20 protein-coding genes and 1 tRNA gene are annotated in these 18,256 nt (G+C 50.8%); all 21 read left to right on the top strand.

Annotated elements, in window-relative coordinates; genetic code table 11:
* Positions 1 to 99: 99 nt before the first annotated feature.
* The 21 genes from Q1K76_RS05040 (at position 100) to Q1K76_RS04940 (ending at position 18,117) form a co-directional block, all read left to right on the top strand.
* Positions 100 to 2,259, top strand: coding sequence for a translation factor GTPase family protein (locus tag Q1K76_RS05040; protein ID WP_087408545.1), 2,160 nt, complete (start codon positions 100 to 102; stop codon positions 2,257 to 2,259).
* A gap of 234 nt (positions 2,260 to 2,493) precedes the next feature.
* Positions 2,494 to 4,035, top strand: a complete 1,542-nt coding sequence (locus tag Q1K76_RS05035; protein WP_300131529.1) for a HAMP domain-containing sensor histidine kinase — start codon at positions 2,494 to 2,496, stop codon at positions 4,033 to 4,035.
* A gap of 2 nt (positions 4,036 to 4,037) precedes the next feature.
* Positions 4,038 to 4,748, top strand: a complete 711-nt coding sequence (locus Q1K76_RS05030) for a response regulator transcription factor (RefSeq protein ID WP_087408547.1) — start codon at positions 4,038 to 4,040, stop codon at positions 4,746 to 4,748.
* A 183-nt stretch (positions 4,749 to 4,931) separates the two neighbouring features.
* Positions 4,932 to 5,660 carry a 1-acyl-sn-glycerol-3-phosphate acyltransferase gene (locus Q1K76_RS05025; protein WP_087408548.1) on the top strand — a complete coding sequence of 243 codons (729 nt, stop codon included), beginning with the start codon at positions 4,932 to 4,934 and terminating at the stop codon, positions 5,658 to 5,660.
* 99 nt (positions 5,661 to 5,759) lie between these two features.
* A tRNA-Gln gene (locus tag Q1K76_RS05020) sits at positions 5,760 to 5,830 on the top strand.
* Positions 5,831 to 5,977: 147 nt separating this feature from the next.
* Positions 5,978 to 6,232 carry a hypothetical protein gene (locus Q1K76_RS05015; RefSeq protein ID WP_300131525.1) on the top strand — a complete coding sequence of 85 codons (255 nt, stop codon included), beginning with the start codon at positions 5,978 to 5,980 and terminating at the stop codon, positions 6,230 to 6,232.
* Positions 6,229 to 6,405 (top strand): type II toxin-antitoxin system YoeB family toxin, encoded by a 177-nt coding sequence (locus Q1K76_RS11880; protein ID WP_346701973.1) that lies wholly within the window; start codon positions 6,229 to 6,231, stop codon positions 6,403 to 6,405. Before Q1K76_RS05015 ends, Q1K76_RS11880 begins: the two co-directional genes overlap by 4 nt.
* A 666-nt stretch (positions 6,406 to 7,071) precedes the next feature.
* Complete coding sequence (locus tag Q1K76_RS05005) at positions 7,072 to 7,902, top strand: DUF4121 family protein (protein ID WP_300131523.1); 831 nt, start codon at positions 7,072 to 7,074, stop codon at positions 7,900 to 7,902.
* A 12-nt stretch (positions 7,903 to 7,914) separates the two neighbouring features.
* Positions 7,915 to 8,856 (top strand): hypothetical protein, encoded by a 942-nt coding sequence (locus tag Q1K76_RS05000; RefSeq protein ID WP_300131520.1) that lies wholly within the window; start codon positions 7,915 to 7,917, stop codon positions 8,854 to 8,856.
* A gap of 80 nt (positions 8,857 to 8,936) precedes the next feature.
* On the top strand, positions 8,937 to 11,939 hold the full coding sequence (locus Q1K76_RS04995) for an N-6 DNA methylase (RefSeq protein ID WP_300131517.1): 3,003 nt from the start codon (positions 8,937 to 8,939) through the stop codon (positions 11,937 to 11,939).
* A 225-nt stretch (positions 11,940 to 12,164) separates the two neighbouring features.
* The gene (locus Q1K76_RS04990; protein ID WP_300131514.1) at positions 12,165 to 12,656 is read left to right on the top strand and encodes a hypothetical protein; all 492 of its coding nucleotides are present in this window, start codon (positions 12,165 to 12,167) and stop codon (positions 12,654 to 12,656) included.
* 12 nt (positions 12,657 to 12,668) lie between these two features.
* A complete protein-coding gene (locus Q1K76_RS04985) occupies positions 12,669 to 12,983 on the top strand; it encodes a hypothetical protein (RefSeq protein ID WP_300131512.1) in 315 nt (104 codons plus the stop codon).
* 12 nt (positions 12,984 to 12,995) lie between these two features.
* Positions 12,996 to 13,283, top strand: coding sequence for a hypothetical protein (locus Q1K76_RS04980; RefSeq protein WP_300131510.1), 288 nt, complete (start codon positions 12,996 to 12,998; stop codon positions 13,281 to 13,283).
* An 84-nt stretch (positions 13,284 to 13,367) separates the two neighbouring features.
* Positions 13,368 to 14,300: a hypothetical protein gene (locus tag Q1K76_RS04975; protein ID WP_300131508.1), complete on the top strand. Its 933-nt coding sequence runs from the start codon at positions 13,368 to 13,370 to the stop codon at positions 14,298 to 14,300.
* 35 nt (positions 14,301 to 14,335) lie between these two features.
* Positions 14,336 to 14,917 (top strand): hypothetical protein, encoded by a 582-nt coding sequence (locus tag Q1K76_RS04970; protein ID WP_300131506.1) that lies wholly within the window; start codon positions 14,336 to 14,338, stop codon positions 14,915 to 14,917.
* A 13-nt stretch (positions 14,918 to 14,930) separates the two neighbouring features.
* A complete protein-coding gene (locus Q1K76_RS04965; RefSeq protein ID WP_122121518.1) occupies positions 14,931 to 15,161 on the top strand; it encodes a hypothetical protein in 231 nt (76 codons plus the stop codon).
* A 9-nt stretch (positions 15,162 to 15,170) separates the two neighbouring features.
* Complete coding sequence (locus Q1K76_RS04960; RefSeq protein ID WP_300131503.1) at positions 15,171 to 15,767, top strand: hypothetical protein; 597 nt, start codon at positions 15,171 to 15,173, stop codon at positions 15,765 to 15,767.
* Positions 15,768 to 15,778: 11 nt separating this feature from the next.
* On the top strand, positions 15,779 to 15,988 hold the full coding sequence (locus Q1K76_RS04955; RefSeq protein ID WP_300131501.1) for a hypothetical protein: 210 nt from the start codon (positions 15,779 to 15,781) through the stop codon (positions 15,986 to 15,988).
* An 11-nt stretch (positions 15,989 to 15,999) separates the two neighbouring features.
* Positions 16,000 to 17,070 carry an LPD29 domain-containing protein gene (locus Q1K76_RS04950; protein ID WP_300131498.1) on the top strand — a complete coding sequence of 357 codons (1,071 nt, stop codon included), beginning with the start codon at positions 16,000 to 16,002 and terminating at the stop codon, positions 17,068 to 17,070.
* Positions 17,067 to 17,399 carry a hypothetical protein gene (locus Q1K76_RS04945; protein ID WP_300131494.1) on the top strand — a complete coding sequence of 111 codons (333 nt, stop codon included), beginning with the start codon at positions 17,067 to 17,069 and terminating at the stop codon, positions 17,397 to 17,399. The genes Q1K76_RS04950 and Q1K76_RS04945 overlap by 4 nt, the downstream gene beginning before the upstream one ends.
* A gap of 4 nt (positions 17,400 to 17,403) precedes the next feature.
* Entirely contained in the window at positions 17,404 to 18,117 is a 714-nt protein-coding gene (locus Q1K76_RS04940; protein ID WP_300131491.1) for a hypothetical protein, read from the top strand.
* The last annotated feature ends 139 nt before the right edge of the window (positions 18,118 to 18,256 follow it).

Genomic DNA, 18,256 nt, shown 5'->3' with positions numbered 1-18,256 from the left:
TTTGCACCGTTGCTTTTTCGGAATATAATTTCTAATTTGCGAACGCTTTGTTTCAAACGCGCTACAAGCGTTCTTGTTTTATCAAAAAACTTTAATATCATGAAAGTTTACCAATCTCACGAAATCAAAAACATCTCCCTCTTGGGAAGTAAAGGCTCGGGTAAGACCACCCTCGCAGAAGCTATGCTCTACGAGTGTGGTGTAATAAAACGCCGCGGGACCGTCGAAGGTAAGAACACCGTATCGGACTATTTCCCTGTGGAAAAAGAGTATGGATACTCGGTATTTTCCACAGTTTTTTATGCCGAATTTTTAGGAAAGAAACTAAACGTGATCGACTGCCCGGGAGCCGACGACTTCGTGGGTAGCGCCATCACCGCCCTCAATGTAACGGATACGGGAGTCATCGTCATCGACTCGCAATACGGTGTCGAGGTAGGAACTCAAAACATCTTCCGTACAGCCGAAAGCCTGAATAAACCCATTCTTTTCGCCATGAACCAACTCGACGGCGAAAAGGCCGATTACGAAAACGTAATCCACCAGATGCGCGAGACATTCGGCAACCGAATCGTTCAAGTGCAATACCCGCTCAGTTGCGGACCGTCGTTCAACGCCATGATCGACGTACTGCTTATGAAAATGTATAGCTGGTCGCCCGAAGGCGGCAAGCCCACCATATCGGACATTCCCGAAAGCGAAATGGAAAAAGCTCGGGAACTGAATCAAAAACTGGTCGAAGCCGCTGCCGAAAACGACGAGACCCTGATGGAGAAATTCTTCGAACAAGGCTCCTTGACCGAAGACGAGATGCGCGAAGGTATCCGCAAGGGATTGGTAACGCGCAGCATCTACCCCGTATTCTGTGTGAGCGCCCTGCGCGACATGGGTGTGCGTCGTATGATGGAGTTCCTCGGCAACGTGGTTCCCTTCGTATCGGAGATGCCCAAACCCGTGAACACTGCAGGCGAAGAGGTAGCCCCCGACGCCAACGGCCCCACGAGCCTCTTCTGCTTCAAGACAACAGTCGAGCCCCACATCGGCGAGGTCTCCTACTTCAAAGTCATGTCGGGTACGGTACATCAGGGCGACGACCTCGTGAACGTAGATCGTGGCGACGGCCGCGAGCGGTTGGCCCAGCTCTTCTGCGTGTGCGGCCAGATACGCACCCCGGTCGAAGAACTCCAGGCCGGCGACATCGGCGCTTCGGTCAAGCTCAAAGACGTGCGCACGGGCAACACCCTCAATGCCAAAGGCTGTGAATATCACTTCGACTTCATCAAATACCCGGCTCCCAAATACCAGCGGGCCATCAAGCCGGTCAACGAGGCCGATGCCGAGAAGCTGAGCGAAATCCTCACCCGCATGCACGAAGAGGACCCCACCTGGCAAATCGAGCAATCGAAAGAGCTGAAACAGACCATCGTCTCGGGACAGGGCGAATTCCACCTGCGCACCCTCAAATGGCGTATCGAAAACAACGACAAACTCGCTGTCGAATTCATCGAGCCGCGCATCCCCTATCGCGAAACCATTACCAAGGCTGCCCGTGCCGACTACCGCCACAAGAAACAGTCGGGTGGTGCCGGACAGTTCGGCGAGGTTCACCTCATCGTCGAGCCCTACTACGAAGGTATGCCGGCTCCCGACACCTACAAGTTCAACAACCAGGAGTACCGCATGAACGTGCGCGACACCCAGACCATCGACCTCGAGTGGGGCGGCAAGCTGGTGGTTTGCAACTGTATCGTGGGCGGTGCCATCGATGCCCGCTTTATCCCGGCCATCGTCAAGGGATTGATGGACCGCATGGAGCAAGGCCCCCTCACCGGCTCGTATGCCCGCGACGTGCGTGTATGTATCTACGACGGTAAGATGCACCCGGTAGACTCGAACGAAATCTCCTTCCGCCTGGCCGGCCGCAACGCCTTCAGCGAAGCCTTCCGCAACGCCGGGCCCAAGATTCTCGAGCCCGTTTACGACGTAGAGGTGCTCACCCCGTCGGATGTCATGGGCGATGTGATGAGCGACCTGCAAGGGCGCCGCGCCATCATCATGGGTATGGCCAGCGAAAAGGGTTTCGAAAAGATTACCGCCAAGGTACCCTTGAAAGAGATGTCGTCCTACTCGACCGCACTCAGCTCGATTACCGGCGGCCGCTCGTCGTTCTCGATGAAATTCGCCTCGTACGAACTCGTTCCTTCCGACGTTCAAGAGAAGCTGCTCAAGGCCTACGAAGCTGAACAAACCGACGAATAAAGCCCCGTTTTGTTAAATAATTAAAAAGCCACTGGTTTTTCCCAGTGGCTTTTTTGCATATAAACACTTATTTGTTAAATTTGCAGGAAAGTGTTAAACAATAAGCTTTTATAGGTTTTCATAAAATAAAACAAAAATAGCGGATTCGGTGTTTATGTAATAAATTTGTGCAAATGATGTAAAAAACACAAGCACCGCACCCGTTCAACCGGAAAAAACAAAGAGGCAAACGCAATGAAAAAGTCAACAATCTGGCTACTGGCCATCATTATGGCACTCACGTTTATCGGGTTGCTCTATATACAAATCATGTATATGGAGAACATGATAAAAATGAGGAACGAGCAATTTACCGAAGCCGTTAAACGGAGCCTGTATGCGGTATCGACAAGCCTCGAACTGGACGAAACGCAACGCTATCTGGACGAGTACCTGGAAGAAGAGGAAAAGAAAATGCTCTCCTCTTACGAACAGAGAAACGACCAGCAAGACATCACTACGCACCATCAGTTCTCCATCGTGTCGCCCGACGGTTCGGTGGCGAGCTTCTCTTTCCGCGAGCAGACGAGCACCATCATCACCCCGGCAGCTCCGCAGCCCAAGGGCCACAACACCCTCATCAGCACCTACCGCAACATGCAAGAGGCCCGCAAGGGACAATACCTCTACCAGAAGGGACTGCTCAACGAGGTGATACTCAACATGCTCAGCAAGGCCAGCACGCGGCCCGTGATGGAGCGTATCGACATCAAGAAACTCGAGACCTACCTGAAATCGGAGTTTGAGAACAACGGGCTCAACCTGCCGTTCCAGTTTGCCATCTACAACAAGAACGAAAAGATTCTTTACAGTTCCAACCAGTACGATCCCAAGATCGAAGGGAACCTCTTCACCCAGGCCATCTTCCCCAACGATCCGCCGGCCCGTATCAACTACCTGAAGGTCTACTTCCCCACCAAGCGGAACTACATATCGAGCTCGGTCAAGTTCATGATACCCTCGTTTGCCTTCACCTTCATCCTGTTGGTAACCTTCCTGTTTACCATCATCGTAGCCTTCCGCCAGAAGAAGCTCACCGAGATGAAAAACGACTTTATCAACAACATGACCCACGAGTTCAAGACCCCTATCTCGACCATATCGCTGGCGGCCCAGATGCTCAACGACCCCTCGGTGGCCAAGAGCCCGGCCCTGTTCCAGCACATCTCGGGCGTCATCAACGACGAGACCAAGCGGCTGCGCTTCCAGGTCGAGAAGGTGCTGCAGATGTCGATGTTTGACCGGCAGAAGACGCTGATGAAACTGCACAACGTCGACGTGAACGACATCGTGACCAGCGTAATGAGCACCTTCAAACTGAAGGTCGAGAAGTATGGCGGCGTAATCGACGCCGACCTCGAAGCCGAAGATGCCATCGTATCGGTCGATGAGATGCACTTTACCAACGTCATCTTCAACCTGCTCGACAACGCCGTGAAATACCGCCGCGAAGAGGAGCCCCTCTCGCTCTTCATCCGCACCCGCACCATCGGCGACAAGGTCGAGATTTCGATTCGCGACAACGGTATAGGCATCAAACGGGAAGACCTGAAAAAGATATTCGACAAGTTCTATCGCGTATCTACCGGCAACCGCCACGACGTGAAAGGTTTCGGACTGGGCCTCGCCTACGTCCACAAAATCATCACCGACCTCAAGGGCGACATCCGCGTAGAGAGCGAGATTAACCAAGGTTCGACATTTATAATTACACTACCACTAATAAAAAACAAATGATTATGGAAGAAAGATTGCGTATTCTACTCTGCGAAGATGATGAGAATCTGGGCATGCTGTTAAGAGAGTATCTGCAAGCCAAAGGCTATGCCGCCGACCTCTTCTCCGACGGTGAAAGCGGATACAAGGCATTCCTCAAAGGCAAATATGACCTGTGCGTGCTCGACGTGATGATGCCTAAAAAAGACGGATTCACACTGGCCCAAGAGATTCGTACCGTAAACAGCGAAGTCCCCATCATATTCTTGACTGCCAAGTCGCTTAAAGAAGACATCCTCGAAGGTTTCAAAATCGGTGCCGACGACTATATCACCAAGCCCTTCAGCATGGAAGAGCTCGTGTTCCGTATCGAAGCCATCCTGCGCCGCGTAAAGGGCAAGAAGGGCAAAGAGGTGACCATGTACAAGATCGGACGCTTCACCTTCGATACCCAGAAACAGGTTCTCGCCATCGACGACAAAAGCACCAAACTCACCACCAAGGAGTCGGAGCTGCTCAGCCTCCTGTGCGCTCACGTCAACGAGATTCTCGAGCGGAACTTCGCCCTCAAGACCATCTGGATCGACGACAACTACTTCAACGCACGAAGCATGGATGTTTACATCACCAAACTGCGTAAACACCTCAAAGACGACCCGTCGATCGAAATCATCAACATCCACGGCAAGGGCTACAAACTCATTGCCCCCGATGTAGAAGCCAAAACGAAATAAACCTCGTCTGCACAAACTCCTGAAAAGGCGGCCCGCAAAGCCGCCTTTTCTTATGTCCGACAACCTGGTCCGGAGCCGACACGACACACCCCGGCCATCAATTCATCGTCTTAAAATTTGTTTCTACCTCGGGGGTACACTATCTTTGCAACCAAACCACATCAAACGAAAAAGAAACAGTCCATGTTACGTATCCTTACATTCCTATACCAGTGGCTCATCGCCATGCCTATCCTGCTCGTACTCACCCTGCTCACCGCCATCATCACCCTCATCGGGTGCCGCCTGGGCAAAGGCAACGTCTGGGGCTACTACCCCGCCCACATCTGGTCGCGGCTCTTCTGCATCTTCTCGCTGGTACGTATCGAAGTACGCGGGCGCGAAAACATCGACAAAAATACCTCCTATGTATTCGTGGCCAACCACCAGGGAGCCTACGACATATTTCTCATCTACGGCTACCTCAACCACAATTTCAAGTGGATGATGAAAAAGAGCCTGCGCCACATCCCCTTCGTGGGGAGCGCCTGCGCCGCCGCCGGCCATATCTTTGTCGACAACTCCACCCCCAGCGGTGTGAAAGAGACCCTGCAACAGGCCGAAGCCACCCTGCAGGGCGGCATGTCGCTCGTCGTATTCCCCGAGGGAGCCCGCACCTGGACCGGTGCCATGCGTCCCTTCAAACGCGGAGCCTTCCAGCTGGCCGTAGAGTTTTCGCTCCCCGTGGTACCCCTCACCATCGACGGAGCCTTCGCCGTGATGCCCCGCACCACCTACAACTTCAAACCGGGAAAAATCATCCTCACCATACATCCGCCCATCTATCCCGATAAGAATCAAGGACATGACCTCGACCGGCTGATGAAAGAGTCGTATCAGGTAATCGAATCGGCTCTCCCGTTGAGAGGATGAAGTGTAAAAAAATATTAAACACGAGAAAATTTGTGCCTCTAATGATGGCCATATAAAAATAAAATTGCAACTTTGCAGTCGCAAAACAAAAACAAAGCTTGTCCGGTGGTGTAATGGTAGCACTTCGGATTCTGGTTCCGCCTGTGAGGGTTCGAATCCTTCCCGGACAACAAAAAACCACCTTCTTTCTCGAAGGTGGTTTTTTTGTATACACTACGATATATTGTATATATGATATATATGATATATCTTTGCTACATACAGAAAGGAGAAAAGACATGGAGACTACATTAAAGAGAAAAAACATAGACCTCCCCGTGGATACATTGAAAAAATTGTCGATAATGGCCGTAGCTCAAGGGAAGAGTTTGAAAGCCTATATCGAACAACTGCTCATTTCAAAAGCCAACAGCATAAACATAGAGGTGAGCGAAAACCCATCACCCTCGGGCGACACGTGGTTCGACAACCCCGAAAACATGGAATCGGTAAAGCGAGGAATAAACGAAATGAAAGCCGGCAAAGGTAGAACCTGCACGACAGAGGAGATAAAGAAACTCCTAGAGTTATGAATTACCGATTGATACTTACTCCCGAAGCCGAACAACATTTGCTTGCGTGGAAAAAATCGGGGCAAAAGAAAACACTCCAGAAAATAGTCTCCCTCTTCGAAGAGTTGCAACAGCACCCCACAACCGGTACCGGGCAGGACGAGGCTCTGAAAGGTAACCTGCAAGGGTTTTAGAGCAGACGCATCGACAAAGGTTCCCGACTCATTTATCGAATCGACGACGACATCGTTACCGTATTTGTGGTTTCGCTCAAAGGGCATTACGGAGAAAAATAAGGTTTCCTATCTTATTCGTTCCTCGCCTTTCACTATATTTACAGAATACAGGAGGCGGCTCCGCATGGTCAAATGTTGAAAACTGCGTTTTCCATTTGCCTCTGCTCTCATCTTTCGCTATATTTGTTGTAATCAGGTAGGTTTTATTTGACTATCAACAGATTGGATAAAACTCGCACGAGAACGGGCAATGGATAAGAAAAAGCCGGACTGTTCCGAACCGCCATATTTCTCATGCTTTCAAATAACTCTTTATCTCACCTGCAAAGATAACATTTCTTTCTGAAAAGGCCATATAAACGGCTGCAATCTTACGGAATAAAAACATATCGGGAAAAACGAGCATACCGTAGCCGAGTCCCCATAACCACAGGCAAAGGTAATTCGTGTTCTTCCCGTACAAGCAAGGCCAAGCCCTTCGGGTTCGTGGAAAAAATCATCCTCGCCCCGGAGGGCTTGCGGTATTTTTTCCCGAAGTCTTGCATGTACGGAACACGACCTTTTTAAGCCTGTAGTTATGGGAACTCCGGCCCCAGAAGCCGGACTAACAAAAAATCAAATGTTATGTTACAGGCAACAAAGAACAAGTACACGGTGGAAACACTCAAACCACTGAACATTCTGTACGATCATGAACACTGGCTGACACAGCAGGACGTGGATATGGCCAACGGTTATGTGGAACTGATAGAAAGGACACGCTCTGAAAAGATTCCACAGGTCGGTGACAGACTCATCTATGTGGACAGATACGGGAAATATTACGGCAACGCCCTCATCGAGAAACGCAAAAATACGGACGGACTGATTTCCATCTGTGAAATCCCCTATATCCCTTTCATATGGGAAGAGTATGACGGTATCGGTTTAAGTGTCAGCGGAGGATCCTTCCACCATATTGACCCCCTCCAGTTGAAGTTCGTCAGATGGACGGAAGGGATATTCCAAGACTGGGGCAACTGCGGTGCGTGCGCCAACGGTGCCGTCGCATTCACGGCAAAAGTGCCGTTATGGTCCTATTCCGAACCTGACCCTCTCTACGGCGATTTCACCACTGAGACTTGGAGACAGTATTATCTGACAAAAAACACGGGTCCGGACGCACGTAACCTGTACCAAGGCTTCGACAAGGCTTTCAGGACCGAAGAGGACTTCCTACAGTTCCTGAAGGACTATGAAGGGACCGTGTTCAAGGGCAACCAGGAAAACCATATCGTTCTCTGGTGTTTCCGTCATGAGAACCGGTTCCTGCCGCAGCACGAGTGGGACAAAATAGATGTCCAGGCCGTGGAACGGCGTCTCAACTTTTATCCCGAACAGGTCAAGCTGGTCAAGGACATGGACAGCCACATCACCTACTGTTACCGTATCAAACCCGAAATTGACAATCTCTAAAACAATACAGTTATGCAGACAACAGCAACAAGAACAGCAGGCAGCCACACTGACCTGCTCACAGGTATCCTGAACGTGCAAGTAAGGAACGAGGACAAGATTACAGAACAGGACAGGCAGTATTGCCAGCTACAGCAGGACCAGCTCTACAAGACGCTTGACCGTATCGACCGTTGGTATGCCATCTTCAAGGAAGAAGCGGAACGGTACCGGGAAATCAAGAGCTTCAAGTATGAGGATAACGGTAAGGTCTCCATACGGAATTTCTATTTCAACAACAGCGGGGAGGATGACTATACCCACAACGAATTCAAACCGTTTGACCTCATCAACGAGCTTGCGGACAACAACTGCAATGCCAACGCGAATTTCGCGAATCGCATCATTTCCTATTTCAACAGGACCTACAATGTAGACGTCCCCATTCCTGTAATCGACGAGAAGGCCATGCGCATGGGATTCCGTCCGGTCTACCAGACTTACGTGGACATGGTCATTGAACACCTCGGCGGAAAAAGTTTCCGTGAGACCGCAGAGGAAGAACTGCTGGCCCGTTTCCTGAAAACGGTACAGCCTTCCCGCTGGAGCAAGGTGAAGCCCGAACTGAAAAAGGACAAGATAACTTTCCCTGACATCGTGTCCTGGGACAGCATCCATCTGGAATACCACCGGGAATATGAGTTCTCGTATGACTGCGGAAGGAAATTGGACATTTTCTGCGAAGGTATCGCATACGGGGCGGATGACGTGATAAACGGTTCAAGCGGTATGGTCATCGGCCTTGACAGACGCGATGTGGATATAACCGAATGGTACAACCTCACCCTGAGCAACGCAGAACAGATCAAGTTCTACAAGAACGGACGCATCGACGTACGCTTCAAGGACAGCCAGGCCGCAGAGAACTGCTACAGAAGGCTGCGGCTGGATGAAATCACACTCAGAGAAGAGTGATTCATGAAATACTTATTCAGACACCCCGTAAGACATCCTTGCGGGGTGTCTTCGTTTCCAACCATTAAAAAAGAAAAGACATGTATGCCATCATACCCCAACAGATTCCTCAGGACAGGCGTGCCGAGATCAACGAGAAAATCCTTTTCGCCATAGACTCCGGCAAGGACCTCGTTCCGAAGGAAAGCATCTACAACTGCTACACGGGAACCGGAGGACTGCACAACCTCAGGCAGTCGGATTTCACCAGCTACCATGAATACGCCGAGGCCAAGAAGGAATTCGAGATGGGACAGTTCTTCACCCCGCACGACATATGCCGGAGCATGGTGGAGACCCTTTCTCCGACATCGGCGGAAATGGTACTTGACATGTGCTGCGGCATGGGCAACTTCTTCAACCATCTGCCCAACCTGCACAATGCCTACGGATTCGACATTGACGGCAAGGCGGTGGCCGTTGCCAGATACCTCTACCCGGAAGCTCATATCGAGAAATGCGACATACAGCTGTACAATCCCGAACAGCGTTTCGACATCATTGTCGGAAATCCGCCCTTCAACCTGAAATTTGATTACAGGCTGTCGCAGGAATTCTACATGGACAAGGCCTATGACGTGCTCAACCCTGCCGGAATCCTGATGGTCATCGTCCCTCTCTCCTTCATGCAGAACGAGTTCTGGGAAAAGACACGCGTGGCGAAAATCAACTCGAATTTCTCCTTCATCGGCCAGACCAGGCTGGAACATTCAGCCTTCTCTACGGTGGGTGTGCAGAATTTCGCAACAAAAATCATGGTATTCCTCCGCCGTTCCCTCCATATTGAAATGCAGCCCTACAACGCGGAAGAGTTTGTCAGCATGGATGAGCTGAAGAAACGCATAGCCGAAGTGCGGAAAATGAAACACCGGCTGCGCCTCCAGCTGATGCGGGAGTGCAACCATATAGACAAAGAAGAGCTGGAACAGTTCGAGTACAGGCTCGCCAAATACATGTACGAGCTGAAAGCCCATGCCGTGCTGAACAGGCATGTCGAAAAGGCGGAGGCGCTGGTGTCCAAATTCCGCAACCAGAAACCGCCGGAAAATGCCACCCGGGAACAGATAAAGGAATGGGAACGCAAGAAGCTGACCACCGGCAAGGTTCTCGGCATCATCCGCAGGTACATCACCTCGCAGAACGTGGTGCCGCGCAAGGAAGTGGCATTGGTGAAGACATCCTACGGCTTCAAGCTGAAGCAATATGCCCCGCGTCTGCTTGACAAGGTCACGCACAAGGCCGCAGGCATCAACGACCTCATACTCGGAAGGGCCGAACTCCCGATGCCGGAAAACGTCACAGAAAAGAACATGCGGCAGATCCGTGCCGCCAGTAAACTGATACGGCGCAAACAGAGGCAATACGAGACCCAGAATCTCCAGTTTGCGGAAATGCGGGAAGATGCCGGCCTGAAGGAATACCTGGACCGCACCACATTCATCAACAAGGACGGTGAAGTCTGCGAATTCACGGACTTGCAGAAACACGACCTGAACCTCGTGTTGCAGAAACGCTATGCCCTGCTGAACTGGCAGCAAGGTTCGGGCAAGACCGCCGCCGTCTATCACCGGGCGAAATACCTGCTCAAGTTCCGGAGAGCAAGGAATGTCATCATACTGGCACCGGCCATCGCCACCAATATGACCTGGGTGCCGTTCCTGACTGTAAACAAGGAACGGTTCCGCACAATACAAAACCTCAGAGACCTCGACCATGTACCGGAAGGAACCTTCCTTGTCGTTTCCACTTCCATGCTCGGCAAGCTGAAAAAAGGTCTGATGCGTTTCGTCAGACGCACTTGCGGGAAACTGTGCCTGGTCTTCGACGAGTCGGACGAAATCACAAATCCCACGTCACAGCGCACAAGGAACGTCCTGTGCATCTTCAGAAGAATCAGATACAAGATCCTCGATACCGGAACAACCACCCGCAACAACATCGCGGAGCTGTACAGCCAGTTCGAACTGCTCTACAACAACTCCGTAAACATGATATGCTGGAGCCCGCAGGTCTACCACGAGAACAGGGACCACGAAATAGAGGAAGAGAACAACCCGGATTACGGGACACCGTTTCCCGCCTTCAGGGGACACGTCCTCTTCCGCGCCTGTCACTGCCCGGGGAAAGCCACCGTTTTCGGCATAGAGAAACAGAACCAGGATGTCTACAACAAGGACGAGCTTTCCGAACTTATCGGCAAGACGGTCATCACCCGTAAATTCAGGGATTTTGCGGGAGAGAAATACCGGGTACGTACGCATACCGTCCGCCCCTCGGAAGGAGAACACAAGGTGTACCGTGTCATCATCGAGGAGTTCTGCCGCATCTGCGAACTGTACTACAACAGCACGGGAGACACGAAAAAGGATGCGGGGCTGAGACTCATGAGGCAGATCAAGCTGCTTATCAAGGCCTGTTCGGTCCCGCACCTGATAGAGGGATATTACGGCGACGAATATCCCTCCAAGACCCGCTATATCGAAAGGCTCGTGAGGACAATACCGGGCAAAGTGGCCATCGGGTGCACCACGCTGGCGGCCTTCGACCTCTACGAGAGCTATATCCGGGCACATTTCCCCGACAGGCCGGTATTCGTGGTCAAGGGAGACGTGGCCTTCAGGAAACGTCAGAAAATCGTGACGGAGTTCGACTCCACCATCAACGGTATCCTGATATGCACGCAGCAGAGCCTGAGCAGCTCGGTGAACATACCTACCTGCAATGACGTGATACTGGAATCCCTGCAATGGAACATCCCACGTATGGAGCAGTTCTATTTCCGTTTCATCCGTCTGGACTCCAGAGAGATGAAGAACGTCCATTACGTCACCTATGAAGACTCGGTCGAACAGAACCTGATGGCCTTGGTGCTGACCAAGGAGCGTCTGAACGAGTTCATCAAGACGGGTGAGGTAAAGGAGCAGTCCGAGATCTTCGAGGAGTTCGACATCACGATGTCCGTCATAGACAGCCTGCTTGTCCGCACGCAGGACAGCGAAGGCAAGATACACATCAGCTGGGGAAGCCAGCGAATAACAGAATGAACATGAACCGTATGGAGATGCCCGGAAGTCCCATTCCCACCGACAAAGGTAGTCCGCGTCCCACTCGGCTGAGCAAGGTCATGCCGCAGGCGGGTTTCGGGAAAATCATCCTCGCCGGTGGCTGCGGTATTTTCCCGAAAAACCCTGCACAGCCGGGACACGGCACCTTTTGGGAGTCGGTGGAATGGAACCCCCGGGCTCCACATACATAAAAAGAAAAATAATATGGATCTGAACAATGCAGAGATTGCCGTGACCACACAGCATCTCATGGACATAAAGGATTACAGGGACTACTGGCTGCACCTGTCCGACTACAGCGACATGGGTGAGTTCCTGTGCGCCTGTTCCGACCTGTTCCCCGGGGAAAAGGAACCGGAATACCGGTATCCCAGATGGGAGAACATCCCGGACACGCTGATCAGCCGTGAATGGCTCTGTCCCAACTTCTTCGAGATCAGGGACGCCCTTGAAAGGCTCGAAGAGGAAGAAACGGAGTTTTTCATAAACTGGAGCAGGCATTACGGCTATGACATCACTACGGACGACCCGCACATGATGGTATCACATTACCACGACCTGTACGGGGACACCGTCATGGAAACGGAAGAAGACGCAGACACAGGAGAAGACGCCCTGATATACACGGGTGTATCGAGCTGCTACTGCGATACGCTTCTTTTCCGGTACGAAATATTTGATGACAATTATGACTAAAAGACAAAAGATATGGAAATCAACTTCAAAGGACCTGTAATGCCCATCGACCCGTATTCGCAGCTGGCATTCGTAGAGATAATGAACATCATTCTGACGGCAGGACACATCGTGGACGTGAACCGCTTCCTCATAAGCAGGAACGTCAATCCGCTGTTCGGTTCGCTGTCAGGCTATTTCAGATGGTCGTTCGCTGGAGACCGCTTCACGCTCTGGCAACGCACGGACTACAATTCAACGCTGTGTTTCAACCACAGGATACTCGACCTGCCTTTCGGTGTCCTGGCAGCGAAAGACAACGGAAAAGACATGGAAACGGCAAACTGAAAATGAAACGATATGGAAACTACGGTAAAAATACCCAACCGGGAAATCGCGCTCGCGGCATTTGACAGGCTCCGCAGGGAACAAAGGAAGGATGCCGCACTGAGGCTGGTCGGTTGTATGCTCAGAGGGACATACATATCCCTCGGCATCGGTGATACCGACTGGGAAATAGATACCGCCCTGCACAAATGCGGCGGTGAGCCTAAAACCGGATACGGTCATACGGCACATTTCCACTTCGACGGCGAGACGGAAATGGAAACAGAGAAATATGAAAGGCTCAAGCAAGAGAACGAATGACAAGGGAGCGGCCGAAAGGTCGCTCTTCTCATTTATAAACGACATGTACGGGAAACAGAATCCTGCCGTACACAGGTAACAGAAATGGAAGAACAGGAAAGACTGACAATGGAATTCATGAAATCGCTCATGGACAAGTCCTACACGCTGGTATGGGTGGACTACAACGACAATCTCGACAACTGCCGTGACACCATCCAGAAGTGTCTGGAAGAAAGGAGCTGTGAAAGTCTGTGGGAGAAAGTGGACGAATGGTACGGTGACGCCGAATGGGAAAGCGTCCGTGAAATCATCTCAAAGCTGAAGGATGAGTGCACCGGCTTCCACGGCTTTGAGGAAGAGGAAGTGGACAAGTTCTTTGAAGAACACGAAGACGAAATCAGGGAAGAAATCTATGACAGAAACAACTCTGACACGCTGAAAGAACTTCTCAAAAACACGGATGACATCCCCGTGCGTGTCGAGATGCTGTCCAACTACGACTGCATCAATTCCAACTGGCTGGAATCGCAGGAAGGATACCGGTACAAGGAATCCTATTTCGGGGATATGATAGACGCGCTGAACCTCAATCCCGCCAAGGTGAAGAAGATGCTGGTGGAGAAAGGCTACTCGGTGTACGGCCGTTTCCCAGACAAAAAATACAGGGACGGCAAGGAACAGGTATCCTATGAGCAATTCTACCAGGAACTCATCAACTCCTGCTGCGGTGCCAACCTGCTGACCTATATCGGCAAGGTAAACCTGCAGGAACTTTATTATGCCGGATTCTCGCTTGGGGAAGTCATTATCCCCAAAGGCAACTGCTGCGGCATCTTTAGCTCCATGTACGGCGGCGGAAGCCTCCTGGAGATGGAACTCAAAAAGGATGTCAGGCTGAAACTGGAAGTCAGGGACTATCACGGATTCCGATTCCGTCTTGATAACGAAAGGTCAGAATATGAATGCTCCATCAAGCATGTGTACGGGGTATGCGACTCCTTCTTCGGTGAAAGGATAGCTCTTGTCGCTTCATAAACAATTCATTTAACAACAATCAAATCATAAGAATTATGGCAAAGTACGAAGTAAGAGTAAGGTACGCCTTCGAGGGTACCTACAAGGTCGTGGCGGAAGACCGCGACGAGGCGGAAAGAATGGTAGAGGAAGACTGCGGTCTGGTATTGGGAGGCAATATCCACACTACCCGCGATGATGACGAGGTGACAGACTGGAATTTCGGCTCTCACCCCGACATGCAGATCCTCTCTGTCAGGGAACGGAACAATAAAGGCAAGGTAAGATACACGGCCATGTGTTTCAGAGACAGGATTGAAGAACTGCGGAAGGACATAATCGAGGCCATCAGACAACTGCTTGATGCGCACGGCCTGAAAGAAATCAAACTTACCGATAACGGAGAAGACCCCGTATGGATTATCTGGTTCGACGATAATGCTGATCCATACGAATGTTATGTTACGGGAATTGAGGTTACTGACAAACATCTTACCGTAACGGCAACAATAAAGGACAGCCTGGAAGAGGTTTGCAGCCAGGCTCCCTTCGAACTTGGAGCCAGCAACATAGATTGGCTTAATCAGATGTACGAAGCGGTCAGGCTTCAACTTGAAAATACAAACGGGAACTCTTGAAATGAAAGACGATATGGCAACAAAAGTCAATATGGACAGACACGTCCGGGAAGGATGGACTGTCGGAGCGTTCATCAGGGAGCTGACCCCGCAGGTGGAAATGATCATGAGCGGGCAAAGCTGGAGGGAACCTTTCAGGAACAAACAGGAACTGGCGGACTGGTGCAGGGACAACCAGCCCTATTACAAGAAAAGGATTCCCGAAGTGAACAGCCATTTTGCAAGAATGTATAACCTCAAATAAATCGGAAGTATGAAATATCAAGCGGAAAATGCAGTGTCCAGCTTCTTCTACTACATGTGGAATGCCTGGAGTGAGGAAGAGTGCAGGACAGTCTTCAAGGAAATGTACCCACATTTTTGGGAAAAATGGAGTCTGATGACGGACAAGGGTGTATTCGGAGCCTCCGAACGGTTCTATGCGGAACTGACGGACCATTACCGGGAAAAACTGGTGGAACGGGCCGTCAGTCTATATGACGGCAAGGCCAGACGCAAGCTCCCTGACGATTCAAGAATTCGGGTATGCAGCGACTGCGGTTCTGCAGAGATTGAGATACAGGCATGGGTGGACGTCAACACGAACGAATACCACAGTGATGTGGACGACGACATCTGGTGCTCCCGGTGCGCGGACAATGTGGAGACCTGCTCCAGACAATCCTTTCTTGAAAAGATGCAGGAATGGTGGAAGTCCAACAATACCGAAGCTCTTGAATACCTGACCGGACTCAAGGCGTCCGACTTCCCTTCAGACGATTCCGGGCAGACATTCGCCGATGCCGCCGATGAGTGGTGGAACGGCAAAAGCTATGACGGGAAACGGGACATATACCTGACAAACAACTAAAGGCAACGGATATGACACGGAACATCATTGACCTGATCTGCAACTCATGCAGTTGCGGCAAGGAAGAGGCACAGGAATACCTGGACGACGAGATAAGGAACCTGCAGGAACTTCAGGAGGACAACGACCTGAGAAGCGAAGACTTCGAGATCGCGTGCAGCAACCTCGGACTCGACCAGGACTGGCAGATATATTTCATCAACCGTCTCGCGGGACTTTAACATCTACGATCATGACTTATTTTCAGAACATACACTCACTGGCGGACCTGAAGAAGGAATACCGCCGACTGGCAATGCTTCACCACCCCGACAAGGGTGGTGACACTGTCCTCATGCAAAAGCTGAACACCGAGTTTGAGAAACTTTTCGAGATATGGAAAGACCGGCCTGGTGTCTCCTCTGCCGCTACAGGGTATGAACACGACTATCAGGATGCCACCGCAAGGGAATACACCGAGTACGTGTACAATGAATACCGCTGGAAAGGGCGTAACTATACCGGACAGTCCTCGCCGGAAATCACGGAACTGGTCAGGGCATGGCTCAAGGAGACCTATCCGAGATACACCTTCTCAGTCCGCAGGGACGGATACAGCTCAATCCTTGTCCGGCTGATGAAAGCGGACTTCGAGGCTTTTACAAAAGAATCCGGCAAGGTACAGGGAGACATCAACCACTACAACATCCAGGCATCGGACAGTCTGACAGACCGGGCCAAGGAGGTGATGACAAACGTCAGGGATTTTGTGATGTCATACAATTTCGATGAAAGCGACCCTATGACGGACTATTTCCACACCAACTTCTACCTTACGCTCGGAATCGGCAGCTACAGACAGCCGTACCGGATGGAACTGCCGAAGATTACGGGAAAAGACAGTCCTGAAGTGTTCCGCCATCCCGAAGGATCGGCACACAAGGCAATGCGCCAGGCACTGGGCAAGGCCCGTTTCGGCTTCATCGAGAGCCGGAGACATATCGGAGAAATGATACTCGGAGAAGACTTTTACGGCTCACAGGGAGAACATTATTTCTGGCCCAAGGAATATTCTAGTGCGAAGACGGCACAGAAACGCATCGGAAAACTGGAGGCAGCCGGAATGCGCTGCGAACTGACAGGCTGCAACGGCGGATACATACGTCTGCTCGGATATACTCCGGAAACGGAAAGCAGTCTGGAACGGGAAAGGCAGGAATATGCCACGGCATACCGGAAGTGGATGTCAGAACACGGCGTATCCTCAAATACGGGAAGCATACACCCGGACATTTCAAATCCAATCAGACAGATACAATTATGACAAACAGGGAAATCATCAGAGAACTGAAACGCCGCGGCTACAGCCGGGTGGACATTGATACGGACAGTAGAGCCGCAAAGGCTTTCTACACCTACCGTGGCGGGGTTCATATCAACGGTACGGAAGATCTGTCATTCCATATCGTACCGCCACAGGACAGTCTCGGACTGGGACGGTTTGCAATATGCGCCACTCGGAACAGGGAAAGCTCACAGCTGGGGACAGACCATGACACATTCTTTTTCCAAAGGCTGTTCGCCTTCCTCAAAGGTGAGAGAAAAGAGAAAGAGATAATAGATGAAATATGTACCGACAGAAAAACAGAATAGAAATATGAAAACAAAAGTATTGAAATACAAGTTTGACGGCAACACTATCGTTGCCCCATACATGGAACTTGAGCCGTATGCGGAGAATGTATTCATCTCGCTGGCAAGAAAAAACGAATACGGAAACGAAAGTGAAGACTGTTTCCACGTGATTTGCAAGATTGGTGATGTCCATTTTTCCTGCGGACAGTATTCACGCAGAATCCTTGACAAGGAGGGTCACCGGGAAGAAGCGGCAGCCTATTGCAAGAACTGGATTGAAAACATCCTGAAGGATGCGGAGGATGGAAAAATCATCCCCCTCTTGTCTGTCCATGTATTCAATGCCCTCGGTCTTGACTCCACTCCCTTGGTACAGGCCCGTGAGACGTATGCAAAAAGGCAGGAAGAAAAGCGTCTGGAACGGAAAAGAAAAGAAGAACAGGAAAGAAAGGAGAAAGAATCCCGATGGCATCAACAACTCGACGAAAACAAACGGAAATTCCTGAACGGTGAGAAAATAACGGCAGAAATGTTTCTTGAAATCACAGGAAGGGACGGCTTTGACATCCATATCAGAACCAAAGGGACATTCAACCGACATGTGGCAGCAATCGACCGGAACGGAACCGTCAGTTTCAGGAAATACAAAGGCCGCCGTACTCCCGACTTTACCGGATGCCATAAGGCTGTAACAGACTATCTTGCATTCCTTGCCGAAAATGAAATCAGCCAATAAAATCCAAAGCGGTAACAGCCATCCTATGCAACTGTTACCGCTATTATCAGGACATATCAGGATTTACAGCTTCCTGTTCAGTATCATCGCCAAGGGATAGATAAACTGGTTATAGGCCTTGAGTTTCCTCAGATCCAGC

The organism is uncultured Barnesiella sp. (assembly GCF_946496565.1).
GTDB lineage: Bacteria > Bacteroidota > Bacteroidia > Bacteroidales > Barnesiellaceae > Barnesiella > Barnesiella merdigallinarum.
The sequence above is the reverse complement of the archived record's forward strand: the minus strand, read 5'-3'. Positions and strand labels throughout refer to the sequence as shown.